General features: G+C 34.1%; 23 protein-coding genes and 2 rRNA genes. 17 read left to right on the top strand and 8 right to left on the bottom strand.

The window, feature by feature from the left end:
* From A9G07_RS10025 to gltP, 13 genes are all read left to right on the top strand, one after another.
* A 23S ribosomal RNA gene (locus tag A9G07_RS10025) occupies positions 1-183 on the top strand; the annotation flags it as partial.
* A 153-nt stretch (positions 184-336) separates the two neighbouring features.
* Positions 337-452 (top strand): 5S ribosomal RNA (rrf, locus tag A9G07_RS10030).
* A 116-nt stretch (positions 453-568) separates the two neighbouring features.
* On the top strand, positions 569-1129 hold the full coding sequence (locus A9G07_RS10035) for a YgjV family protein (RefSeq protein WP_065561971.1): 561 nt from the start codon (positions 569-571) through the stop codon (positions 1127-1129).
* 98 nt (positions 1130-1227) lie between these two features.
* The gene (gene rppH / locus A9G07_RS10040; RefSeq protein ID WP_065735008.1) at positions 1228-1800 is read left to right on the top strand and encodes an RNA pyrophosphohydrolase; all 573 of its coding nucleotides are present in this window, start codon (positions 1228-1230) and stop codon (positions 1798-1800) included.
* Positions 1797-2666, top strand: a complete 870-nt coding sequence (lgt, locus tag A9G07_RS10045) for a prolipoprotein diacylglyceryl transferase (protein WP_065735009.1) — start codon at positions 1797-1799, stop codon at positions 2664-2666. The genes rppH and lgt overlap by 4 nt, the downstream gene beginning before the upstream one ends.
* Positions 2663-3457, top strand: a complete 795-nt coding sequence (gene thyA, locus A9G07_RS10050) for a thymidylate synthase (RefSeq protein ID WP_065735010.1) — start codon at positions 2663-2665, stop codon at positions 3455-3457. Before lgt ends, thyA begins: the two co-directional genes overlap by 4 nt.
* 240 nt (positions 3458-3697) lie before the next feature.
* Positions 3698-4642, top strand: a complete 945-nt coding sequence (gene lpxL / locus A9G07_RS10055; RefSeq protein WP_065735011.1) for an LpxL/LpxP family Kdo(2)-lipid IV(A) lauroyl/palmitoleoyl acyltransferase — start codon at positions 3698-3700, stop codon at positions 4640-4642.
* 38 nt (positions 4643-4680) lie between these two features.
* A complete protein-coding gene (gene rlmM, locus A9G07_RS10060; RefSeq protein WP_065735012.1) occupies positions 4681-5763 on the top strand; it encodes a 23S rRNA (cytidine(2498)-2'-O)-methyltransferase RlmM in 1083 nt (360 codons plus the stop codon).
* Between the two features lie 20 nt (positions 5764-5783).
* Positions 5784-7637, top strand: a complete 1854-nt coding sequence (locus tag A9G07_RS10065) for a penicillin-binding protein activator (protein ID WP_176713970.1) — start codon at positions 5784-5786, stop codon at positions 7635-7637.
* Positions 7600-7974, top strand: a complete 375-nt coding sequence (locus tag A9G07_RS10070; protein ID WP_065735146.1) for a YraN family protein — start codon at positions 7600-7602, stop codon at positions 7972-7974. The genes A9G07_RS10065 and A9G07_RS10070 overlap by 38 nt, the downstream gene beginning before the upstream one ends.
* Positions 7975-7990: 16 nt before the next feature.
* Positions 7991-8569, top strand: coding sequence for an SIS domain-containing protein (locus A9G07_RS10075; RefSeq protein ID WP_065561979.1), 579 nt, complete (start codon positions 7991-7993; stop codon positions 8567-8569).
* A 97-nt stretch (positions 8570-8666) separates the two neighbouring features.
* On the top strand, positions 8667-11360 hold the full coding sequence (gyrA, locus tag A9G07_RS10080; RefSeq protein ID WP_065735014.1) for a DNA topoisomerase (ATP-hydrolyzing) subunit A: 2694 nt from the start codon (positions 8667-8669) through the stop codon (positions 11358-11360).
* Positions 11361-11451: 91 nt separating this feature from the next.
* A complete protein-coding gene (gene gltP / locus A9G07_RS10085) occupies positions 11452-12762 on the top strand; it encodes a glutamate/aspartate:proton symporter GltP (protein WP_176713972.1) in 1311 nt (436 codons plus the stop codon).
* An 87-nt stretch (positions 12763-12849) separates the two neighbouring features.
* On the opposite strand, the gene A9G07_RS10090 is transcribed toward gltP, so the two are convergent.
* The 7 genes from A9G07_RS10090 to rpmB all read right to left on the bottom strand — a co-directional run bounded on the left by A9G07_RS10090 (position 12850) and on the right by rpmB (position 17895).
* A complete protein-coding gene (locus A9G07_RS10090; RefSeq protein WP_065735016.1) occupies positions 12850-13263 on the bottom strand; it encodes a VOC family protein in 414 nt (137 codons plus the stop codon).
* A 1-nt stretch (position 13264) separates the two neighbouring features.
* Positions 13265-14566, bottom strand: coding sequence for an L-fucose:H+ symporter permease (gene fucP / locus A9G07_RS10095; RefSeq protein WP_081303420.1), 1302 nt, complete (start codon positions 14564-14566; stop codon positions 13265-13267).
* 39 nt (positions 14567-14605) lie between these two features.
* Positions 14606-15529 (bottom strand): ribokinase, encoded by a 924-nt coding sequence (locus tag A9G07_RS10100; RefSeq protein ID WP_065735017.1) that lies wholly within the window; start codon positions 15527-15529, stop codon positions 14606-14608.
* 15 nt (positions 15530-15544) lie between these two features.
* Positions 15545-16228, bottom strand: a complete 684-nt coding sequence (gene alsE / locus A9G07_RS10105; RefSeq protein ID WP_065735018.1) for a D-allulose 6-phosphate 3-epimerase — start codon at positions 16226-16228, stop codon at positions 15545-15547.
* Between the two features lie 57 nt (positions 16229-16285).
* The gene (locus A9G07_RS10110) at positions 16286-17074 is read right to left on the bottom strand and encodes a DeoR/GlpR family DNA-binding transcription regulator (protein WP_065735019.1); all 789 of its coding nucleotides are present in this window, start codon (positions 17072-17074) and stop codon (positions 16286-16288) included.
* Positions 17075-17475: 401 nt separating this feature from the next.
* Positions 17476-17643, bottom strand: a complete 168-nt coding sequence (rpmG, locus tag A9G07_RS10115; RefSeq protein ID WP_034884348.1) for a 50S ribosomal protein L33 — start codon at positions 17641-17643, stop codon at positions 17476-17478.
* Between the two features lie 15 nt (positions 17644-17658).
* The gene (gene rpmB / locus A9G07_RS10120; RefSeq protein ID WP_025314527.1) at positions 17659-17895 is read right to left on the bottom strand and encodes a 50S ribosomal protein L28; all 237 of its coding nucleotides are present in this window, start codon (positions 17893-17895) and stop codon (positions 17659-17661) included.
* Positions 17896-18277: 382 nt separating this feature from the next.
* Between rpmB and aroE the strand changes: the two genes are divergently transcribed.
* From aroE to argA, 4 genes are all read left to right on the top strand, one after another.
* Positions 18278-19108: a shikimate dehydrogenase gene (gene aroE, locus A9G07_RS10125; RefSeq protein ID WP_065735020.1), complete on the top strand. Its 831-nt coding sequence runs from the start codon at positions 18278-18280 to the stop codon at positions 19106-19108.
* Between the two features lie 133 nt (positions 19109-19241).
* The gene (locus A9G07_RS10130) at positions 19242-19595 is read left to right on the top strand and encodes an Aca2/YdiL-like domain-containing protein (RefSeq protein WP_065561983.1); all 354 of its coding nucleotides are present in this window, start codon (positions 19242-19244) and stop codon (positions 19593-19595) included.
* A 201-nt stretch (positions 19596-19796) separates the two neighbouring features.
* The gene (gene aroL / locus A9G07_RS10135) at positions 19797-20312 is read left to right on the top strand and encodes a shikimate kinase AroL (RefSeq protein ID WP_065561984.1); all 516 of its coding nucleotides are present in this window, start codon (positions 19797-19799) and stop codon (positions 20310-20312) included.
* A gap of 166 nt (positions 20313-20478) precedes the next feature.
* On the top strand, positions 20479-21807 hold the full coding sequence (argA, locus tag A9G07_RS10140) for an amino-acid N-acetyltransferase (RefSeq protein WP_065735021.1): 1329 nt from the start codon (positions 20479-20481) through the stop codon (positions 21805-21807).
* A 41-nt stretch (positions 21808-21848) separates the two neighbouring features.
* On the opposite strand, the gene A9G07_RS10145 is transcribed toward argA, so the two are convergent.
* A complete protein-coding gene (locus A9G07_RS10145; RefSeq protein WP_065735022.1) occupies positions 21849-23102 on the bottom strand; it encodes a PTS ascorbate transporter subunit IIC in 1254 nt (417 codons plus the stop codon).
* Positions 23103-23406: the final 304 nt, after the last annotated feature.

Consider the following 23406-nt stretch of genomic DNA (forward strand, 5'->3'; position numbering starts at 1 on the left):
CGGTAGCTACGTGCGGAATAGATAAGTGCTGAAAGCATCTAAGCACGAAACTAGCCTCGAGATGAGTTTTCCCTGAAGAGATTCAGTAAGGTCCGTTTGAGACTAAGACGTAGATAGGTCAGGTGTGTAAGTGTAGTGATACATTGAGCTAACTGATACTAATGAACCGAGAGTCTTAACCTTACAACTCGGAGTTGTTTTGGGATACGCGAAGTTGAGAGATTAAGAAATCATCGAAAGATGGTGAAAGATTAATAAAACAGTTTGTTCCGGATTGAGCGATTGGTGAAGATATGTGATAATCATCATCAGTTGAAAAAGAGAAGACAGAATATGTCTGGCGGTAATAGCGCGGTGGTCCCACCTGACCCCATGCCGAACTCAGAAGTGAAACGCCGTAGTGCCGATGGTAGTGTGGGTATTACCCATGTGAGAGTAGGGTGCCGCCAGACTTTTAAATTAGAGCGAAAGCCCAGCAGCAATGCTGGGCTTTTTTGCATTCTACAATTAGTAAAAGTATATTCATGAATCATTTATTATTCAGATCCATTTGTCTAAGGAGTAAACAGTGGATAATTTAAACTTTTTATATCAATTTTTTGGTTCAGATTTTATTGAAAAATACACAACAGTTCCTCAACTAATTGGTATATTAGGTTATCTTGTCGGTGTTAGTGCCTTTTTGCAACGTAATGATAATGCATTCCGATGGCAATTAACGATTGTTAACGTCATTATGACGCTGCATTTTTATTTATTAGGTCCTGAATCCTATCCTGCTGCTATACTCAATATTGTAAATATTTTTAGGAATGTGACTTCTACTTATACTAAGAATTTTTTAGCAATGTTTTTCTTTATTGCATTGATGTGGATATTTTATTTTTTTACAACGCCGGATTGGAAGCAATTCATTAATTATTTCTCGGTTATTGGAACGACATTAGTAACCATTGCGCTATTTCGATTTGAACAACAAAAGATGCGATTACTTATATTATTGAGTAGTGCTTTATGGATCATTTATAGTTTATGGATAGGCTCTTTAGGAAGCCTAGCGATAGAGATTACATTTGCGCTAATTAATATTATTACTATTATTAAATTATCCCAAAAATCTCGCATATAATATTAGATTTAGACGATTAATATCATTTTCCTATTTATTTATTAGTGTATGTATGAAACAATTCAGCTATATAAAAAAATAAATTTTTGAGGTAGTCAGTGATCGATAATGATGGCTACCGTCCAAATGTAGGAATCGTTATTTGTAACAGGTATGGTCAAGTACTTTGGGCTCGACGTTATGGGCAAAACTCTTGGCAATTTCCTCAGGGCGGAATAAAACTAAACGAAACACCTGAACAAGCAATGTTTCGTGAACTTAATGAAGAAGTAGGATTACAACCCAAAGATGTAAGAATTTTGTCGGTTACCAATGGCTGGCTAAGGTATAAACTACCTAAACGAATGATTCGTTGGGATAATCAGCCTGTATGTATCGGCCAAAAGCAGAAGTGGTTTTTATTAGAATTAATTTCTGATACATCGGTAATAAACTTAAATATTTCACCAACGCCAGAATTTGATGATTGGAAGTGGGTAAGTTATTGGTATCCTATAAGGCAGGTTATTGCTTTTAAGCGTGATGTATATCGTAAGGCGATGAAAGAGTTTTCTTTGCCTGTTTTTACTATACAATCTGACATAGAAGATCCAATAACAAATCTTTCTAAGAAAAAACGATTTAACTTCTTTACTCATAAACGAAAAAATAAACAGCGTGTTAAAAAATGAATCAATTTTTACAATTCCCCAATTTTGATCCAATTGCTTTTTCAATCGGACCTATTTCCTTACACTGGTACGGTGCAATGTATTTATTTGGCATACTTGGCGCCTTATATTTAGCTAAGCGACGAGCAAACAAACCAAATAGTAATTGGACATCGCAACAAGTTGAAAATTTACTCTTCTGGGGATTTTTAGGTCTCTTCATTGGTGGACGATTAGGCTATATATTATTTTATAACTTTGATGCTTTTATTGATGAGCCTGCAATCTTATTTCGAGTTTGGGAAGGCGGCATGTCTTTCCATGGTGGATTGATTGGTGCAATTTGCGTTATTGCTATATTTGCTAAAAAGAACCAAAAAACATTTATGCAAGTAGCCGATTTTGTTGCACCGTTAGTTCCGATCGGTTTGATGTTTGGCCGTTTTGGTAATTTTATCAACGGTGAACTTTGGGGACGTGTAACTAACTCATCAATTGGTATGTTATTTCCGACTTCGACTCATGCCGATTTTATGTTTGTACAATCACATCCCGAATGGTTTTCTTTATATAGCCAATTAAATGGTGTTTTACCAAGACACCCATCACAACTTTATGAAATGGTATTTGAAGGCATAGTCTTATTTATTATTTTGAACCTTTTTATCCGTAAACCACGTCCAACAGGTGCTGTGTCAGGGCTATTTTTGGTTTGCTATGGAATATTCAGATTCATCATAGAGTTCTTCAGACAACCAGATGAACAGTTAGGATTATTTTTGAATTTTATTAGTATGGGGCAAATTCTCTGTCTACCAATGATTATCGGTGGAATTTTGATCCTTTTATATGCATATAGATTTAACAATAAGGTTATCTCAAAATGAAACAATATTTAGCATTAATGCAAAAAATTTTAGATGAGGGAACACCTAAATCAGATCGAACAGGGACAGGTACATTATCGATCTTTGGTCATCAAATGCGATTTAATTTGCAAGATGGCTTTCCGTTGGTAACAACAAAAAAATGTCATTTACGTTCAATTATCTATGAATTGCTTTGGTTTCTTAAAGGTGATACCAATATTAATTATTTAAAAGATAATAAAGTAACGATATGGGATGAATGGGCGGATGAAAATGGTGATCTTGGCCCAGTTTATGGTAAACAATGGCGTGCTTGGGGAGCCGCCGATGGTCGTCAGATAGATCAAATCTCTCAAGTAATTGAACAAATTAAACATGATCCTGATTCAAGACGAATGATCGTTTCTGCATGGAATGTTGGCGAACTTGATCAGATGGCATTAGCGCCATGTCATGCTTTTTTTCAGTTTTATGTTGCTCAAGGTAAACTTTCGTGTCAACTTTATCAGCGTTCATGTGATGTATTTTTAGGATTACCATTTAACATTGCCAGTTATTCGTTAATCGTTCACATGATAGCTCAGCAGTGTGATTTAGAAGTCGGTGATTTTGTTTGGACTGGTGGAGACACACATCTTTATTCTAATCATATGGAACAGACCCATTTACAATTAAGTCGTGAGCCGAAACCATTGCCTAAACTGGTTATTAAACGTAAGCCACCTACAATTTTTGATTATGAGTTTGAAGATTTCGAAATTGTTGGCTATGACCCTTATCCTGCAATTAAAGCGCCAGTAGCTATTTAAAATTAATAAAAAGTTGAGGAGCGGCCTTTTTGAGCATATTTCAATTTAATAATTACTAAAAATTATAGAATAGGGATTAATCAATTTAATCCCTAACATCTTTTTTAAAACATTATCTTTACAAAAAAATCTATTAATAAAATGATGTTCCATCATGCTTAATTATTTTATTTTTCTGCCGCTTAATTCAAGATTGGTATATAATAATTCACTTTGTTTAAATTGTTATTTAATCTTAATATGAGTCAAGAAATTCATCCTACTTTTACAAAACGGTTATTACATCCTCGTTACTGGTTAACGTGGTTTGGTATTAGTGTTTTATATCTAATCGTATTGTTGCCATATCCAATAATTTATCAAATAGGAAAAGGCTTAGGATTGCTTTCAATGAAGTTAATCGGTAAGCGTAAAGAAACCGCAAAACAGAACTTGAAACTATGTTTTCCTGAAAAAACCGATCAAGAACGCGATAAAATATTAAGAGATAATTTTATTTCAACTGGACTTGCTATATTTGAAACGGGTATGGCTTGGTTTTGGTCAGATAAAAGACTTGCTAAACACTCTTCAATTGTAGGTGATTCGCATATCACTCGCATACAACAATCTGGACAAGGTGTTCTATTAATTGGGATTCATTTTTTAACGTTAGAGCTAGGTGCACGTATTTTAGGAATGAGTCATCCTGGTGTTGGTGTTTATCGACCAAACGATAATCCGGTTATGGATTATATTCAATTAAAAGGACGTTTAAAATCCAACAAATATATGTTGGATCGCCATAATACTAAAGGCATGATTAGAGCACTAAAAAATGGTGAATTGTTATGGTATGCTCCTGATCATGATTATGGACCTAAAAATAGTGTATTTGCTCCACTTTTTGCTGTCGAAAAAGCCGCAACCACAATAGGGACTCGAATTTTAGTTAAATTAGGCCAACCAGCAATTATACCTTTCACCCCTAAACGTGAAACAAAAGGTCATTATACCGTTTATGTGACTCCTGAACTTAAGGGATATCCTATCGATGATGATGTTCAAGCAGCCACGTTTATGAATAAAGCAATTGAACAAGAAATTCTTAAAGCACCAGAACAATATATGTGGTTGCATCGACGATTTAAAACTCGTCCCAAAGGGGATGCACCTTTATATACTGATAAAGTTCAATCAGATTAATTTAACAAATTCGATTGTGAAAAACGATAAGATACGATATGCAAAAACTAAATAAAATAATTTTGTATTGCCGGCCTGGATTCGAAAAAGAATGTGCGGCAGAAATAACAGATAGGGCCGCACAAAAAGAGATATTTGGATTTGCGAAAGTTAAAGAAAATAGTGGTTATATAATATTTGAATGTTACCAAGATGGTGATGCTCAATTATTGATTAAAGAAATTTCATTTCGAACACTGATTTTTGCCAGACAAATGTTTGTTGCAGGTGATTTATTAGATAATTTACCAACAGAAGATCGTATCACTCCTATAATCGAGGCATTATCTGGTATTGTTGATAAAGCAGGTGATTTGCGTGTCGAAGTTGCTGATACGAATGAAGGTAAACAATTAGCAGGATTTTGTCGGAAATTTACAGTTCCTCTTCGACAAGCTTTACGAAATAAGCGCATCCTTTTAAAAGTTCAAAATCCATCACGGCCAGTTATTCATCTATTATTCATTAACAATAATAGTTGTTATGTAGGATATTCCTTAAGTCAAAATAATTCGCCTTTTTATATGGGAATACCAAGATTAAAATTTCCTGCTGATGCCCCAAGCCGTTCCACGTTAAAACTAGAAGAAGCTTTTCATATTTTTATTCCTTATGAAGAGTGGGATGAACGACTAAAAGGTGGTTTAAATGCAGTTGATTTAGGTGCGTGTCCTGGAGGATGGACTTATCAATTAGTCAAAAGAAGCATGATGGTATATGCTATAGATAATGGTCCGATGAATGAAAAACTTATGGAGTCAGGGCAAGTTAAACATTATCGTGAAGATGGCTTCAAATTTATACCTAAAAAGCATAATATTTATTGGCTAGTGTGTGATATGGTTGAAAAACCAGCCAAAGTAACAGAATTAATTGCCAAGTGGCTTATTAATGGTTGGTGCCGAGAGACAATTTTTAATCTCAAGTTGCCAATGAAAAAACGTTATGAAGAAGTAAAACAAAATTTACAATTACTAATAAAAGAACTAAATAATAATCAAATCAATGTACAAATTCAGGCTAAGCAGCTTTATCACGATCGTGAGGAAGTTACTGTTCATGTGCAACGAATTTGGGGATGAAAATTTATAAGAGAATGGGTATGAAATTAAAACAATCCTTTTATGCTATTGTTATGTTAGCATTATTTTCGCTTTTAATTGGCTGTAATCTCAGCTTATCGAAAAGTGGTAAATATGATGAGACTAAAGATTCCAATTATTATTTGTCGCAAGCTGAATCAAGTTCAGGAAATGCCAAAATCGATTGGCAATTGTTAGCCGTGCGGGCTTTAATAAATGAGAATAAATTGTCTCAAGCAAACAAATTATTATCTGAGCTTCCTGCGAATCTTAATGCTGAACAACAAAAAGACCAATTGTTATCTCAAGGCGAAATAGCGGTCAGAAAAGGACAGCCATTTAATCTTAATCAACTATCTGCTGATAAATTAAATGATTCACAATCATATCGTTATTATTCAATAAAATTAGCTTTAGATCGCAAAGCTAGAAATATAAATGAACAAGCTCATGATTATTTATCTTTACAAAAATTTGCCCCTGAGAAACATCAAAAGCAGATATTAAATAATACTTGGAAATTCTTTAGCAAACTATCTGCAAGTCAAATAAGTCAAATTTCTGCTGCTGATAATGAAGTAATATTAAGGGGTTGGATTGATTTAAGTTATACATATAAAAGTAATAATAAAAAAGCATTAGCTCAGTCAGGTGATAGTACTGATGTTGTTGATGCAACAAATAGTAGTCAAAGTGCACAATTAAAACAAGCTATTGAAGATTGGTCATCAAGATATCCAAATCATCCAGCCCAAGAGATTGTTTCGGCGCTAGTAGGTGGCCAAAAGCTTTCTGTTGATAATGTAAATACGAAAACAGTTGCTTTATTATTACCTTTAAATGGTTCTTCTCGTATATTTGGTAATACAATTCGTCAAGGTTATGTTGATGCTGTTAAATTTTATCCACAAGAACCGCAACAAAATGTTGTTGTTTTAGATACCACATCATTACCAATGGAAAGCTTAATTGAACAAGCTCAAGCACAAAATGTTGAATTAATTGTTGGTCCATTGTTGAAAGAAGAAGTCATTAAAATAAAACAGTTAGCACCTTCTATTCCTGTTTTAGCATTAAATAAAGTGGATGATGGTACTGTTTCCTCTAATAAGATGTGTTTCTTCGCATTATCTCCTGAAGATGAAGCAAAAGATGCGGCTGACCATATTTTTGCTCAAAATAAGCAAAAACCACTGTTAATTGTTCCACAAACTGATTTAGGTAGACGAGTTGCTAAAAGTTTTGCTAAACAATGGTCACAAATTGCTAATGGTTCTCAAGCTTATGTCCAATATGTCGGTAGTATCGGTACTTTGAGAGGCAATATGAATCATAATAGTGGAATAAGTTTAACTGGCCGTCCAGTCTCTTTTGATGATGGTAGTGCTACAACATCATCAAGTTCCGCTGGTTTTGATGCGATTTATGTTTATGCATCATATGACGAATTAACGTTAATAAAACCAATGCTTGATTTGGGCGCGGGCAAAACTATTGGTAATGGGTCATCATCAGTTACACTTTATTCTAGTTCTAAAAGCCATGTAGCAAGCGCTTCAAATGATTTTAACTATGATATGAATAAAACTGAGTATGCTGATATTCCATTGATTATTCAGTCATCTGATAGAATGTCTTCCCTTATCCCTGGCAATATTCAAAAAGATTATTCTTTAACTCGATTATACGCTATGGGTATTGATGCATGGAGACTCGCTAATCGTTTCAATCAATTGGATTCTTATCAACCTAATTTTTTAGATGGTATGACCGGTAAATTGTCAACAAGTAATCAATGCGAAGTAACGCGATCACTTTCTTGGCAAGAATATGTTTATGAAGCATCTGATCAGTCCTCACAGCAAAGCGAATAGTAAAAAAATTGGTAAGTATTATGAACAATTAGCTTGCCAATTTTTAACCAAGCAAGGACTTGTATTATTGGAACAAAATAGCCTATACCAAATTGGTGAAATTGATTTAATTATGCGAGACAAAACCTGCTTGGTCTTTATTGAAGTTAGATATCGAAAAAATGCCCATTTTGGTGAAGCTGAAATGACAATATCGTTTAATAAACAATCTAAAATTAAACAAGCTGCACAACTTTGGATGTTAGAGAATAACTTTAATATTGAAGAAACAGAGTTTAGATTTGATGTTTTTGCCATAACGGGCAAAGATCAAAAATGGATAGTTAATGCGTTTTAATGGTTAGGTGAAAAACGTGCAAGATTTAATAAAAAATTATTTTACTGAAAGTATTCAAACTCAAATAGTGATGGCGGAATCACTAGGCTCTTCAATTGAAAAAGCAGCTAATATTATTGTTGGTGGATTACTTAATGGTAATAAAATTATGGGATGTGGTAATGGGGCTGCGGCAGCGAATGTACAAAGCTTTACTTCACGCTTAATTACAAGTCTTGACATTGAAAGGCCAAGTATTCCTGCTATTGCTTTAGTTTCGGATAATGTTTTGTTAAGTGCGATATCAAATCATGAAGAGATATATGCGCGGCAAATTCAAGCTTTAGGACAACAAGGTGATATTTTGATTATATCCACTTGTGAAGGTAATAGTCGTTCAATTATTCGTGCCGTCCAAGAAGCTGTGATAAAAGATATGAAAATTGTTGCATTAACCGCATTTGATGGTGGTGAAGTAATCGGATTGCTTGGTCAGAATGATATTGAAATCAGAATTCCATCTTACAAAAAGGTGATGGCCTACGAAATGCACACAATGATTTTGAACTGTTTATGCCAATTAATTGAAAATACTTTGTTTATTCATACAGAATAAGTTGAAATAAAAACAGTTTAGTTCTGCATTAATAGCTATTTTTGTGCTATAATTATAAGCTATTTTAAGATTTAAATTAATAAGAGAACATGGTGTTATGACCGAACTAGCCAAAGAAATAACTCCCGTCAATATTGAAGACGAATTAAAATCCTCTTATCTTGATTATGCAATGTCTGTTATCGTCGGGCGTGCTCTGCCTGATGTACGTGACGGACTAAAACCCGTCCACAGACGAGTTTTATTTGCTATGCATGAAGCTGGATACGACTGGAATAAACCTTACCGAAAATCTGCTCGTGTTGTCGGGGATGTAATCGGTAAATATCATCCACATGGTGATTCTGCTGTTTATGACACTATCGTTCGTATGGCACAACCATTCTCATTACGTTATATGCTTGTTGATGGTCAAGGTAACTTTGGTTCTGTTGACGGCGACTCTGCTGCTGCAATGCGTTATACCGAAATTCGTATGCAAAAATTTGCAGGGGCATTGTTGACAGATCTTGACAAAGAAACCGTAGACTTCTCGCCAAACTATGATGGATCAGAAATGATCCCTGATGTTCTTCCAACTCGAATTCCTAATTTACTCATTAACGGTTCATCGGGTATTGCAGTTGGTATGGCAACTAATATTCCTCCTCATAATTTAGCTGAAGTGATTAATGGCTGCTTGGCATTCATTGAAGATGAAAATATCTCTGTCGATGGTTTAATGGAGTATATTAAAGGTCCAGATTTTCCTACCGCAGCATTAATTAATGGGCGTAAAGGTATTGAAAATGCCTATCGAACTGGTCGTGGTATCATTTATATTCGTTCTAAAGCAACGGTTGAAGTTGATGATCACACTGGTCGTGAAACGATTATTGTTAATGAAATTCCTTATCAAGTTAATAAGAAAAAATTAATCGAGAAGATTGCAGAGTTAGTCAAAGATAAAAAAATTGAAGGCATTTCAGCACTGCGCGATGAATCAGACAAAGATGGTATGCGTATTGTTATTGAGATTAAACGCGATGCCGTTGGTGAAGTTGTTCTAAATAATCTTTTTTCATTAACTCAACTACAAGTTTCTTTTGGTATTAATATGGTGGCTTTACATAAAGGCCAACCAAAACTATTAAATTTAAGAGAAATGATCGAAGCGTTTGTTCTTCACCGCCGTGAAGTGGTAACGCGTCGAACTATTTATGAACTTCGTAAAGCTCGTGAACGTGCGCATGTATTGGAAGGTTTAGCTATTGCATTAGCTAATATAGATCCTGTAATTGAATTAATCCGTGCCGCGGCTACGCCTTCGGAAGCGAAAGCTAAACTATTATCGCAAGCTTGGCAACTAGGTAATGTTGCTGCAATGCTTGAAAAAGCTGGTAATGATGCTGCTCGACCGGAAGATTTAGCGCCAGAGTTTGGTATTCGAGATGGCCATTATTATCTTTCAGAAGCTCAAGCTCAAGCTATCTTAGATCTTCGTTTACATCGATTAACCGGACTTGAACACGAAAAAATTCTTGATGAATATAAAGAGTTACTAATTCAAATTAGTGGTTTACTCCATATTCTTGCAAGCCCTGAAAGATTAATGGAAGTTATTCGTGAAGAGCTTGAAGCGGTTCGCGATCAATTCCAAGATGCAAGAAGAACAGAAATTACTGCAAGCAGCGCTGATATCAATATTGAAGACTTAATTGCTCAGGAAGATGTTGTAGTTACACTTTCTCATCAAGGTTATGTGAAATATCAACCGCTATCTGATTATGAAGCGCAACGTCGAGGTGGTAAAGGTAAATCGGCAACAAAAATTAAAGAAGAAGATTTTGTTGAGAAGTTATTAGTTGCTAATACTCACGATACTATACTTTGTTTCTCTAGCCGTGGCCGTTTATATTGGATGAAAGTGTATCAATTACCAGAAGCCAGCCGAGGTTCTCGAGGTCGTCCAATTATTAATTTATTACCGCTAGAAGCTGATGAACGCATTACAGCAATTCTACCTGTTCGTGAATTTGATGATGAACATTGTGTATTCATGGCAACAGCACAAGGTACGGTTAAGAAAACCTCTCTAATTGAATTTAGTCGTCCTCGAAGCGGTGGCATAATTGCTATTAACTTACGTGATGATGATGAACTTATTGGTGTTGATTTAACAAGTAATGAAACATCTGATATCGTTGATGATGAAGAACTAAACGATGATGTGGTTGTTGAAGATACAGATAGTGATGATGAAGTCTCTCAAATCTCTAACACCGAAGACATTATGTTATTCTCTGCTAATGGTAAAGTGGTTCGATTCCCAGCGAATAAAGTTCGTTGCATGGGACGAACAGCGACAGGTGTTCGAGGTATTAAATTAGAAGGTGATGATAAAGTTGTATCACTAATTGTTCCTCGAGGAAATGGTGCAATCTTAACTGCAACTCAAAATGGTTATGGAAAACGTACTGAACAAGAATTATATCCAACTAAATCACGCGCTACAAAAGGGGTTATCTCTATTAAAGTGAGTGAACGAAACGGTGCAGTAGTTGGTGCAGTACAAGTTGAAGAAACTGACCAAATCATGCTTATTACTGATGCTGGTACCTTAGTACGTACTCGTGTATCTGAAGTAAGCATAGTGGGCCGAAACACTCAAGGGGTAACCTTAATTCGAACAGCCGAAAACGAAAAAGTGGTCGGATTACAACGAATTGCTGAAACGGAAGATGATGATGAATCGGAATTGTCCCAAGAGGCTTATGATAGTGATGATTCCGCTCAAGAATCCGAAGAATAATTTTTAATTATAAAAAAGGATTAGCCACACAGACTAATCCTTTTTTGTTTTCGAAAACCACGACAAGGAATAGAATTACATGTCTTTCTCTATAAAAAAAGTTGTAACTAATCTTGCTTGGCAAATTTTAATTGCCTTGGTCTTAGGTGTAGTGGCAGGTGCTTTTCTATATGAATTAGCTGATCCTAATCATGAATTACATTCATATTATCAATTTGCAATTGTTAATATTTTCCAACCAGCAGGTGATATCTTTATCCGCTTAATCAAGATGATTGTATTACCAATTATTCTTAGTACGTTAACGTTAGGTATAGCAGGCATTGGTGGTTCAAAACGTTTAGGAATGCTTGGTTTTAAAACTATTCTTTATTTTGAAATTATTACGACTATTGCTATTTTGTTAGGTCTTTTTTGGGGAAATTTCTTTGCACCTGGCGCGGGAATTGATTCTTCAACGTTAGCCTCAGCAGATATTAGTAAATATACTAAAGCAGCTGAAGAACTTAGCGGTAAACCTCACGGTTTAATTGTTATGATTTTAGACATGATTCCAGCTAATATCTTTAAAGCAATGTCTGATGGTGCAGTTTTACCTGTTATCTTCTTCTGTGTCTTTTTTGGCTTAGGCTTAATGTCGCTACCTGATAAACAGCGTGATCCATTTTTATTCTTGTTAAAAGTGGTATCAGATACAATGTTTAAAGTCACTAATATGATTATGCGTTACGCACCTATTGGGGTATTTGCATTAATCACGGTAACTGTTGCCAAATATGGATTCGCTTCATTATTGCCATTACTGAAATTGATTTTAACCGTTTATTCAGCAATGATTATATTTACCTTGGTCATATTAGGTTTAGTTTGTAAATTGTGCCGATTTAATATTTTTACCTTATTAAAAATATTGAAAGAAGAACTCGTCATTGCGTTTTCAACTGCAAGCTCTGAAACAGCTTTGCCTAAGATCATTGAAAAAATGGAAGCTTATGGTGCACCAAAAGCAATTACGAGTTTTGTTATCCCTACTGGATATTCATTTAATCTTGATGGTTCAACACTATATCAAAGTATAACTGTTATTTTTCTCGCGCAATTATTTGGTATGGATTTAAGCATTCTGGATCAAATTATCATTGTTATAACATTGATGATAGCATCAAAAGGGATAGCTGGTGTACCAGGTGCTTCAATTTTAGTGTTATCAGCTACACTTGGTAGTGTTGGTATCCCAATCGAGGGTATTGGTTATATTATGGGTGTTGAGCGTATTTTAGATATGGGTAGAACAGTAGTTAATGTTGTGGGTAATGCATTGGCTGCTATCGTTATAGCCCGCTGGGAACATGCTTTTGATGATAAAAAAGCAAGAGCATATGAGCAAGAATATTTAAAATAATTCTATTAATATCTAGTGCTATAATCATTATTCTAAAGTAAAAAACTATCTGTAAATGCAGATAGTTTTTTATTATTTAAACAGCGGTTATATATATTTTGTCATATCAAATTCAACCCTTTCACCATCTGGGCCACTAATAAGAAAAAAACTCACCTCACAGTGCTCTCTTTTCTCATAAATCGGCCCTTCATTGATTGGGTAACCAAGTTCTTTTATTTTATGAAGCATTTTATCAATGTCATTAACCTCTAGTGCAAAATGTTCAATACCATTGTGAGATTGGCTTAAATTGAAATGGTTAGTTGTATTAGGTAATTGATACAGCTCTAAAGTCAGCTTTGCTGAAGTTAAAAACTCTACGTGTACTTCACCATTTTCCACTTTCTTGGAAAATTTTTCTGTAACTACAAATCCTAACGTTTGATAGAAAGATGATGATTTATTGATATCACTAACTCTTAAACCTATGTGGGCAATACCTGTTATTAAATTATTCATATTAAATTCCTTTTCTCGAACAATAGAAACCATAAAATGCGACGTAGATAAAACAGCATAGAGGAGCGATAAATGCTATTTGCATATTTCCTTGATTTACATCAGAAATGATTCCCATAACTAGTGGAATAATTGCACCGCCTATAATAGACATAACGACAATTGATCCTGCTGTTTGAGTATCTTTACCCATTCCTTTAATTGTTAAACCAAAATTAGTTGGCCATCCTGGTGCCATACAAAAACTAATAGTAGTTAATGTTGCAATGGCAATAATACCAGAGCTAATTATTGCTATTGATAATAATATTACAGCTAGAATTGCGAATATGCTTAATAACTTAGCAGGACTTATTTTTTTCATTAAAAATGTAGAAACAATTTTCCCTAATGCATAAAAAAGTAGTGATATGAGCAACCAATACGTAGCATTATGCTCAGATGTGCCAGTTTCAACTTGTTGGACGAAACGTATAGTAAAACTCCAGACTCCAACTTGTGCACCAACATATAAAAATTGAGAAATAATACCCAAAGTAAATCGAGGAATAGCAAAAAGTCGTTTTAAAGAATGAATTAAATTTTCATTTCCTTGATTTTCAGTCGAACTCGCTTTACACGCAGGGAATTTGACAAAAATAAATATTAATGCGATTAAAACTAATATTGAACCAATTATTATATAAGGTGTAACTACTTGCCCAACCATTTGATGCCTTGCCGCATTCGCAGCTTCAGGTGTCATTTGCAATAATTCAGCATGGCTAGGATCATCTTTTCCAAACACTAATTTCTGGCCGATTAGTACACCTAATATGACACCAACTGAATTAAATATTTGTGAAAAATTAATCCGTTGTGTTGATGTTTCTATAGGCCCCAATAAACTTGAATAAGTATTACAAGATGATTCAAGAAATGACAAACCACATGCAATAATACCTAAGCAACCAAGAAATGCATAATAGGTCATGGATGAGGCCGCAGGAATAAATAAAAAGCAGCCTGTCGCATATAACATTAACCCAATAACAATCGCTAATTTGTAAGAGAATTTCTTAATTATAGCTGCTGCTGGTAAAGCGATAAAAAAGTATCCTAAAAAGAATACTGATTGAACTAAAGCGGTTTGTGTATCTGTAAGATCAAACCCTTTTTTAAACTGAGCAATTAAAATATCATTTAAATTAACAGCCATTCCCCATAGTGCAAATAAACAACAAACTAAAATAAATTTTGCCCATGGCGTTTTTGTTAAATAAGTACTACTATCTAAAATAGATGATTTATTTTTCATATTCATAATAAAACCTAATATTTAAAAATAATTAGTAATAATTGATTAATTACCACTAAATTTGTTCATTCGTTCAATTGCTTGTTGGTAAGTAGTCATACAAGCAGCTCCAATATATTCAACACTTACTGCTGCAAAAGCAGAACTAAATAACGCAGCTTGTTTAATATCTTGACCATTAGCAATTTGAGCGGCTAGAGCTCCGTTAAAAGCATCACCTGCACCAGTTGTATCAACAGGATTCGCAGGAAAACAAGGGATCCAAGTTTTACTACAATGATCTGAAAGCAGTGAACCTTTAGCTCCCATAGTGATGATGATTTGCTTAACGCCTTTTTGGTGGAGATAATCTGCTGCACGTTCAGCGCTTTCTTTGTCGGTGACCTTTTGTCCAGTGAGTAGGTAAATTTCTGTTTCATTTGGTGTTAGTAAATCAACTTTTGATAATAATTCATCACTAACGGGTTGAAATGGTGCTGGATTTAAAATAGTAAATGCATTGCTTGCTATATCAATTACTTGGTTGATAGCTGAGAGATTATTCTCTAGTTGAACTAGTACAACATCTGCACATTTTATTGTTGGTTCACATTTTTTAATTTCTTCTTCAGTAACAATCATATTTGTTCCTGGATCGACAGAAATCATATTTTCAGCATTTTCCCCAGCAACATAAATTAATGCATTACCTGTAGCCCGTTCATTTGAGCTTAATATAGTTACTGCATTAAACCCTACTTCTTTGAGATGTCGACGAGCAAAATAACCAAAATCATCTTCTCCTATTTTTCCTATATAATGTACATTTGCTCCTGCTTTTAATGCTGCTGTTGCTTGATTCGCACCTTTTCCACCTGCAGAAATTTTACTTGATTTGGCAACTAATGATTCACCGGGCTCAGGAAAGCGATCTAAAAATGCTGTTATATCAAGATTAAAAGATCCGAAAACACAAACTTTTCCTTTCATTTAAATATCCTTTTACTATTTGATAGTTTGAATAGCGTTATTGATATCGGCCGTCATTTTTTTCCATGCCGCATCTAAAGATAGATTCTTCTTAAATAGCCCCGAGCTTCCCATGATCAGTATTTCTGCTCCACATGAGAGCAGTTGATGATAAGTATTGACATTACAAGAACCATCAACCTCAATTAGAAATTTAAAATTATTTTGGTGTTTTAAATCAGAAAGTTTTTTTATTTTTTGTAACATTTCTGGAATAAATGGTTGACCAGCATAACCGGGATCTACCGTCATTATGGTGATTTTATCGAGTAGATGAATGTATTGTGATATATACTCAATAGGCGTAGCTGGATTTATAACAACTCCTGCTTTTTTATCTAATTGATGAATATGATTAATGATTCTAAAAGCATTAGTATTTATTGTTTCTGCATGAGGACAAATGAAATCCGCACCTGCAGTTGCCATTTGATCAATAAAATCTGTAGGGTGCTCTACCATTAAATGGACATCGATTGGTATCGATGTGTGGGGTTTTATCTGTTCAATAAAAAAAGCTGAAAGCGTGATATTTTTAACAAAATGTCCATCCATGATATCAACATGCAAAAAGTCAGCATGTTGATTAAAAAATGTTAATTGTTCCTTTATATTAATTAAATCCATACACATTAGTGATGGGGAAATTTTATACTGCATAATTATTCTCCTTATTACTAGAACCTCATTTTTATCTAGTTAAGAAGAGATATTTATTTAAGCTAATACGACTTCGACACTGTGCCAATCCATTTCTTTTTGTAGTAGTTTATCGATTTTCTTATCGGTAATTAGTACATCAATATCGCCTAAATTACATATTTTGGCGAAGGCATTTTGATTAAATTTGGTTGAATCAGCTAATACGATGACTTTTCTTGCTGTTAAAATCATTTGTTTTTTCAAATGAGCATGATATTCATTGTTGTCACTTAAACCATTATCAAAATCCAATCCATCGCAAGAAATAAATAATGTATCTATAGTAAATTCTGCCAACATCTTTTCGGTTAATGTTCCAACCATATCTTCATTTTTGGCAAAATAAGCACCGCCTAAAACGAAAATTTGAATTTGACTTTTAGCTGCTAATGTTTGAATAACATTTATGGAATGAGTGATAACTGTCATATCCACATTTGGAAGTTGTCGAGCTAAAAACCAGCAAGATGAACTACTGTCTAAAGCAATACGATCTGCATTATTTACAAATTGTAGTGCTTTTCTAGCGATTCGGGTTTTTACATCAGTATTTACTAAAATCCGTTGGCGGAAGGAACGATTACTATTTAATATGGAAGGCACTATAGGTTCACTAGAGAGAGTTGAGGCTAGTACTGCTCCTCCATGGCTGCGACGAATTAAATCCTTTTCCTCTAAAGCTCTCAAATCTCTGCGTAGTGTTTCTTTAGATACGGAACATAGTTTAGCCATATCATTTACTGTCAAACTATTATGTTGACTTAATAATTGAATGATCATTTGTTGCCGTTCTAGTATTAACATAATATCTCCTTAACTGCCTTACCATTTTAGCTTTGTGAAATTTAACATTTTGTGGATGGAATCTGTTTTGTCATTTGTTTTGTTTCATTATCAATAAAATGTGATAAAGGACACATTTATCTTATTGAATAGTTCTATACTTGATTAAATTTATTCATATTATTACCTGAAACAAAACAAATCGGTCAAAATCGGTAAATAAGATAATGTTTGTTTTTGACTGAATTTGACCGAATCTTTTTTGGTAAACTAATGGTAGTCTATTATGAAATGTATTGCTTATTAATAGGGATTATTTTTGCTAAAAATGTGAGCGAAGTACTTTTTTATTTGTATGGAGATATGATTTCTTGTAGTAATAAAAAACCCAGCTTAGCTGGGTTTTTTATTTAAAAGTAAAATTACTTAATTTTAGCTTCTTTATAAACAACGTGCTGACGAACAACAGGATCGTATTTTTTGATCTCCATCTTTTCAGGCATTGTTCTTTTATTTTTGCTAGTGGTATAAAAATGACCGGTACCAGCAGAAGAAACTAATCTAATTTTCTCACGTACACCTTTAGCCATGATATGGTTTCCTTATTAGTACTTTTCACCACGGGCACGAAGTTCAGCTAAAACTGCATCAATACCCTTTTTATCGATAGTTCGCATACCTTTAGCAGATATACGTAATTTTACAAAACGTTTTTCACTCTCAACCCAAAAACGGTGAGTTTGAAGATTTGGTAGAAAACGACGTTTAGTAGCATTCATCGCATGAGAACGATTATTTCCCACTAAAGGACCTTTTCCTGTTACTTGGCATACTCGTGACATGTCAATAATTCTCCGAAATTTCTATGCTTAAGCCTTGGGCGTAATATGTTAATGGAATTAACCTCGTCAGGCTTTTAGTTTGCTGCAGTTCTATTTGAGAAGCAGTCTAACCTCTCACACTACACCCATAATAATGAGGTAGCGAAGTATACGCTTTTACAGGTAAATTCTCAAGCATTATCTTATCTAAGCTTAAAAATAAGTTTTTAATTGAAAAAGATTAATAATTCTAAATGCATTATTATGACGAAATAATTATCTCATAATTTAGATTGTTTTTGTTCAATATAAAACGATTTAATCTTATAATAACTGTGTTTTAATACTATGGATTTTAAATTTCATCTATTAGTCTGAATTTATTTACTTTCAAGGAGATAGTATGAGTCAGTTTACGCCATATAGCATTTATGGCATTATCGGTTATCCTTTGGGGCATAGTATGAGCCCACTTATTCATACTACATCTTTCCAAGATTATGGTATTCCTGCCGTACTTGTACCTTTTCCTACACCACCAGAGGAAATTGCGACACTTTTTAAATCAGTACGATTACTAAATATCCGTGGTTTGTGCGTTACGATCCCTCACAAACAAACTATTATTCCTTATTTAGATGAAGTCACTGATCATGTTAAAAAAGCGGGTGCAGCTAATTTAGTTTATTGGGATGGTGATAAGCTTTGTGGCGATAACACCGATATTATTGGTTTTATGCAACCACTAGCGCAAAAGAAATTACCAGCTGAATATAAAAAAGTGTTAATACTTGGGGCGGGCGGTGCAGCACGTGCGGCGGTTGTTGGATTACAAGATCTTGGATATAGTGATATAACAGTTACCGATATTGTCACTGATTTACCCGAAGCATTAGCTAAAGAATTTAATCTTAAAACGGTAGCTTGGGCAGATAGAGATAAAGTTGAAGCACAGATTATTGTCAACTCTACTCCATTAGGTATGCAAGGTAAATTTGAAGATCAAACTCCTTATGAACAAGCATGGTTTAAAGGTAAAGGCATAGCTTACGATATTGTGTACACACCATATAACACGAAGTTTAGACAAGAAGCTGAAAAAGCAGGATGGGAATCGATTTCTGGACGTGAGATGTTTATTGGTCAAGCAAATGCTCAATTTAAAATTTGGACAGGAAAAGAGCTTTCAGATAGAGCAAAACAAGCTGTGATTGATGCTTTATCAGGTAAATAAAAGCTTAAAATTAACCATCTCATTCAATTGGGATGGTGACTAAATATTTAATCTTCATCTTAAAAATTTATTAAATCGGCTAAGATTGTTAAAGTGATTAATAAATTTAAAATGTGATTAAAAGGGAGTATTTATGACTAATTTAGAGTTACAAGCATTTCGCCGTTTTCTGATGCTAAAAGTATCAGAGGCAAGTGAGTATATTGGTAAAACGGACGTAAAAACTTGGCATGATTGGGAAAACGGAGTTTTACCTGTTCCTGAAAATGTCGCAACTACAATGAAAGAATTAAAAAATCTTCGTAGTGAAAAAATAAAACTGATTATCAATAGTATTAATGATCGTGTTGGAAGTAATACCATTCGATATTTCATGACATACCAAGAGTTTAAAAAAGTGAATCCTGAATTAGATGTGATTCAATGGCGATTGCATCAATCGATTGCTACTGAACTTTATTTTAGAGGTTTAGAAAAGTTGTGTTGATTGTTATGCTCAACGCTAGATTATGTTTAAAGAATGCTAGGTAAATTGCATTAAATTATTTACACTTTTTTGGATATTATTATTCATTAAATCATATGGATAATAAAATCAAATTGTAAAAAAATATTGCAAAAATAAAAATGAATCACTAGCATACATAAATAACTTATTTTAAGATCTGTATATCAAGAAGGGCCCAAAATGAAAAAAATAATTTTTTTAGTTGGCGCAAGAGCTGCTGGCAAAACAACAATGGGTAAAATGTTAGCCAAAGAGTTATCATTTTCTTTTATCGATACAGATTGTCATTTACTTGAAACCACGCAAAAAACGGTTGCTGAGATTGTAGAAAAAGAAGGTTGGGAAGGTTTTCGTGCTAGAGAAAGCCAAGTCCTTATTGATACCGCTAAGCCAAATCGCGTTATTGCAACTGGTGGCGGTATGGTATTAGCTGAGAAAAATCGACAGTTTATGAAGCAAAATGGTGTCGTCATATTTCTATCTGCGCCTGCTGAAATATTAGCAGCTCGCTTGATGAAAGATCCTAATATTGCTCAACGACCATCATTAACGGGTTTATCAATTTCTGACGAAATGGAGAAAGTTCTTGCTGAACGTTTGCCTTTATATCATGATGCTGCTCATCATATTGTAGATGTTGATCAAGATGAAAATTTAATTCTAAATCAAATGATTGAAAAACTGAAAAATCATTAACTCTACTTTTTTCATTATCTTCCATTAACTATTCGCTAAGCTATTTTTATAAAATAGTTTTATCCATTTTATGTTCTTGAATTTTTCAAAAAAGACTTGCCATTGGATAAAAAATAAATAAAAATACAAAAAATATGAATAAATATTCATTTTGGATGGTGGTGCGATGAAAGAAAGAACAACTGAACTCGTTGATGGTTTAAGGCATTCAGTACCTTATATTAATGCACATCAAGGAAAAACATTCGTTATTTTATTAACTGGTGCAGTTTTAAAAAGTAATAATTATGCAAGTATCATTAGTGACATTGGTTTATTGCATAGCTTGGGTATTAAACTGGTCATTGTTAATGGTGCGCGTAACCAAATAGATGAATCACTGAAAAATCATAATATTAAACCTAAATACCATAAAAATACTCGGATCACTGATGGCCCAACTCTAGATGTAGTTAAACAGGTAACAGGGTTATTACAACTTAATATTACCGCTAGCTTATCAATGAGCTTAAATAATACACCTTTGCAAGGCGCACATATTAATGTGGTTAGTGGTAATTTTGTTATAGCACAACCATTAGGTGTTGATGATGGTGTTGATTATTGCCATACAGGTAAAATACGTCGAATTAATAACGAAGCAATAGATGAGCAATTAAATCGTGGTTCGATTGTACTATTAGGTCCTGTAGGTGTGTCAGTTACAGGTGAAAGTTTCAATTTATCGTCAGAAGATGTTGCCGCCGAAGTAGCTATTCGACTTAAAGCCGATAAACTAATCAGTTTTTGTGCAGAACAAGGTGTACTTGATGAACAAAACCATGTAATAACTGATCTGTTCCCAGTGGATGCTGATAATTATGTTAATCGCAAAGAAGAATGTGGTAAACACCTATCTAGTGAGGCTCGTTTTTTGCGTGCGGCATCCAAAGCATGTCGTAATGGCGTCCGTCGTAGCCATTTAGTTAGCTATCTAGTAGATGGCTCTATTTTGCAAGAATTGTTTTCTCGCGATGGTATTGGTACACAAGTTGCAATGGAACATTCAGAGCAAGTTCGCTTGGCAACAATCAATGATATAGGTGGGATATTGGAGCTGATTCGACCACTTGAAGAGCAGGGTATCTTAGTTAAACGTTCACGAGAACAATTAGAGATGGAAATTGACAAATTCACTATTATTGAACGTGATAATATGACAATTGGTTGTGCTGCGCTTTACCCTTATCCAGAAGAAAAAATGGGTGAAATGGCTTGTTTGGCTATTCATCCGCAATATAGAAACTCATCACGCGGTGATTTATTATTAGAAAAAATTTCAGAAAGTGCTAATAATTTAGGATTAGAAAAAATCTTTGTGCTTACCACTCGAAGCATTCATTGGTTTCGTGAAAAAGGTTTTAATCCAGCTGAAGTGGATGATCTACCGATTAAAAAGAAACAACTCTATAATTATCAAAGAAACTCAAAAATATTAATGTTTGATTTAATTTAAATTTATCGAGAAAAAGTCCGTTATAGCAACGGACTTTTTGATTAACTAAATAGCTTAACAATAAATTCAGTGATTAACGATAAGGATGTGAAATCAGGATCAGCAAAGGTTACACCTTCAACACCTAAAAATTTAAAGAGAGGTAATGCGAGGGCTGGCAACACACATAAAAGTAAACCATTAACGAAAGAGGCAATAACCGCTCCTCTTGCTCCACCTGTTGAGTTACCAAATATTGCTGCTGTTCCACCAGTGATGAAGCTTGCCATAATTCCGGGAATGATAATAGGTAAACCAATAAAAGGGAAAACAACCACACAAGCTATTTCAGTAAAGAAACTCACAATAAAACCAACTAATACACAATTTGGTGCTTTATCAAATAATACCATTGGATCGACCGCCGGCACACAACCAGGTGCGACAACTTGGGCAAATCCTTTAAAAGCTGGGATGATTTCTTCAGTAAAAATAGCGACCCCTTTTTTGGCAATATAGAGTCCTCCGGCAAAAATAGCTGATTGTTCCAACGCAAAAATAATAAACGTATTGTTTTTAAGTATCTCATTCAAATACTCAGCGGATGAAAAAGCACCGGATAAGCATAGTAAAACAAACATGGTAATAAAAGTCGCAACATCTGATTGCCTTAAAAAGCTAAAACGATCATTTATTTTAATCTTTTCGATATCATTTTTTTTATTTCCTAGCCATTTACCTAAATAGGAACCTAATAAGTATGAAACTGTACCAGCATGGGCAATACAATAATCATTATTCCCTATTATTGTACGGCTAAATTTAGAGAGTAAAGTTGGAAATATCGCCATATAAAGGCCAATAATCATTGCGCCAGTTGCAACAATGATATAGCCATTATAGCCCATACCTTGTAAAACTGCGGTAAATGAAAATGCCATGAATAGCACTAAATGCAATGATAAATAAATCGATTTAAAGCGGGTAAATCTTGCTAATAGTAGATTAATTATCATCGCAAAAAAGAGGATAAAGGCGGCACTAGTACCAAGTGATTCCATCGTCAATGCGGTAATGGCTTCATTACTTGGTACTACCCCATGCATTCCAAATGCATGAGTAAACATGTTACTGAACATAATTAACACGCCACCTAAGATTTTTCCACCCGTTTTAATTAACACAAAACCAATAAATGAAAGTAGTGTGCCAGTAATAATTTTAGAAAGTCTTGCTCTCTGTAGTACCAATCCTATGAACGCAACTAATGCAATAATGATAGCAGGCTGACCAAATATATTTAGAAAAAGATCCATGTTTTTGCTCCAATTTTGATAACAAAACTAAAGATCATTATAATTAAAACAGCGTTCCAAATTGTGTTTTGGATCACAAATTAACAAATGAAATATGTAAATAATCAATTGGTAGCAAATTATTGATCTTGATTATGGAACATTAATTAAACTTTTTAGTTGATGATTTTCTGGGTTGATTGACGTTTATTTGTAAAAATAATTGAGGAGTCTATACCATTTCATTAAGTTTTGAGTTCTATATTGATTTACTTAATTTACATTGAACGGATAAAAATCATTTTAGAGGCGAGCTTTTAAAGTC

This window comes from Gilliamella sp. wkB72 (genome assembly GCF_001693745.1).
In the GTDB taxonomy this organism is placed as follows: domain Bacteria; phylum Pseudomonadota; class Gammaproteobacteria; order Enterobacterales; family Orbaceae; genus Gilliamella; species Gilliamella apicola_E.

What these genes read in the sequence shown, in the direction of transcription:
- lgt (WP_065735009.1), top strand. Translation starts at nt 1,797, where the DNA reads ATGAATCAATTTTTACAATTCCCCAATTTTGATCCAATTGCTTTTTCA.
- thyA (WP_065735010.1), top strand. Translation starts at nt 2,663, where the DNA reads ATGAAACAATATTTAGCATTAATGCAAAAAATTTTAGATGAGGGAACA.
- lpxL (WP_065735011.1), top strand. Translation starts at nt 3,698, where the DNA reads ATGAGTCAAGAAATTCATCCTACTTTTACAAAACGGTTATTACATCCT.
- rlmM (WP_065735012.1), top strand. Translation starts at nt 4,681, where the DNA reads ATGCAAAAACTAAATAAAATAATTTTGTATTGCCGGCCTGGATTCGAA.
- A9G07_RS10065 (WP_176713970.1), top strand. Translation starts at nt 5,784, where the DNA reads ATGAAATTAAAACAATCCTTTTATGCTATTGTTATGTTAGCATTATTT.
- A9G07_RS10070 (WP_065735146.1), top strand. Translation starts at nt 7,600, where the DNA reads ATGAAGCATCTGATCAGTCCTCACAGCAAAGCGAATAGTAAAAAAATT.
- gyrA (WP_065735014.1), top strand. Translation starts at nt 8,667, where the DNA reads ATGACCGAACTAGCCAAAGAAATAACTCCCGTCAATATTGAAGACGAA.
- A9G07_RS10090 (WP_065735016.1), bottom strand. Translation starts at nt 13,263, where the DNA reads ATGAATAATTTAATAACAGGTATTGCCCACATAGGTTTAAGAGTTAGT.
- fucP (WP_081303420.1), bottom strand. Translation starts at nt 14,566, where the DNA reads ATGAATATGAAAAATAAATCATCTATTTTAGATAGTAGTACTTATTTA.
- A9G07_RS10100 (WP_065735017.1), bottom strand. Translation starts at nt 15,529, where the DNA reads ATGAAAGGAAAAGTTTGTGTTTTCGGATCTTTTAATCTTGATATAACA.
- alsE (WP_065735018.1), bottom strand. Translation starts at nt 16,228, where the DNA reads ATGCAGTATAAAATTTCCCCATCACTAATGTGTATGGATTTAATTAAT.
- A9G07_RS10110 (WP_065735019.1), bottom strand. Translation starts at nt 17,074, where the DNA reads ATGTTAATACTAGAACGGCAACAAATGATCATTCAATTATTAAGTCAA.
- rpmG (WP_034884348.1), bottom strand. Translation starts at nt 17,643, where the DNA reads ATGGCTAAAGGTGTACGTGAGAAAATTAGATTAGTTTCTTCTGCTGGT.
- rpmB (WP_025314527.1), bottom strand. Translation starts at nt 17,895, where the DNA reads ATGTCACGAGTATGCCAAGTAACAGGAAAAGGTCCTTTAGTGGGAAAT.
- aroE (WP_065735020.1), top strand. Translation starts at nt 18,278, where the DNA reads ATGAGTCAGTTTACGCCATATAGCATTTATGGCATTATCGGTTATCCT.
- A9G07_RS10130 (WP_065561983.1), top strand. Translation starts at nt 19,242, where the DNA reads ATGACTAATTTAGAGTTACAAGCATTTCGCCGTTTTCTGATGCTAAAA.
- aroL (WP_065561984.1), top strand. Translation starts at nt 19,797, where the DNA reads ATGAAAAAAATAATTTTTTTAGTTGGCGCAAGAGCTGCTGGCAAAACA.
- argA (WP_065735021.1), top strand. Translation starts at nt 20,479, where the DNA reads ATGAAAGAAAGAACAACTGAACTCGTTGATGGTTTAAGGCATTCAGTA.
- A9G07_RS10145 (WP_065735022.1), bottom strand. Translation starts at nt 23,102, where the DNA reads ATGGATCTTTTTCTAAATATATTTGGTCAGCCTGCTATCATTATTGCA.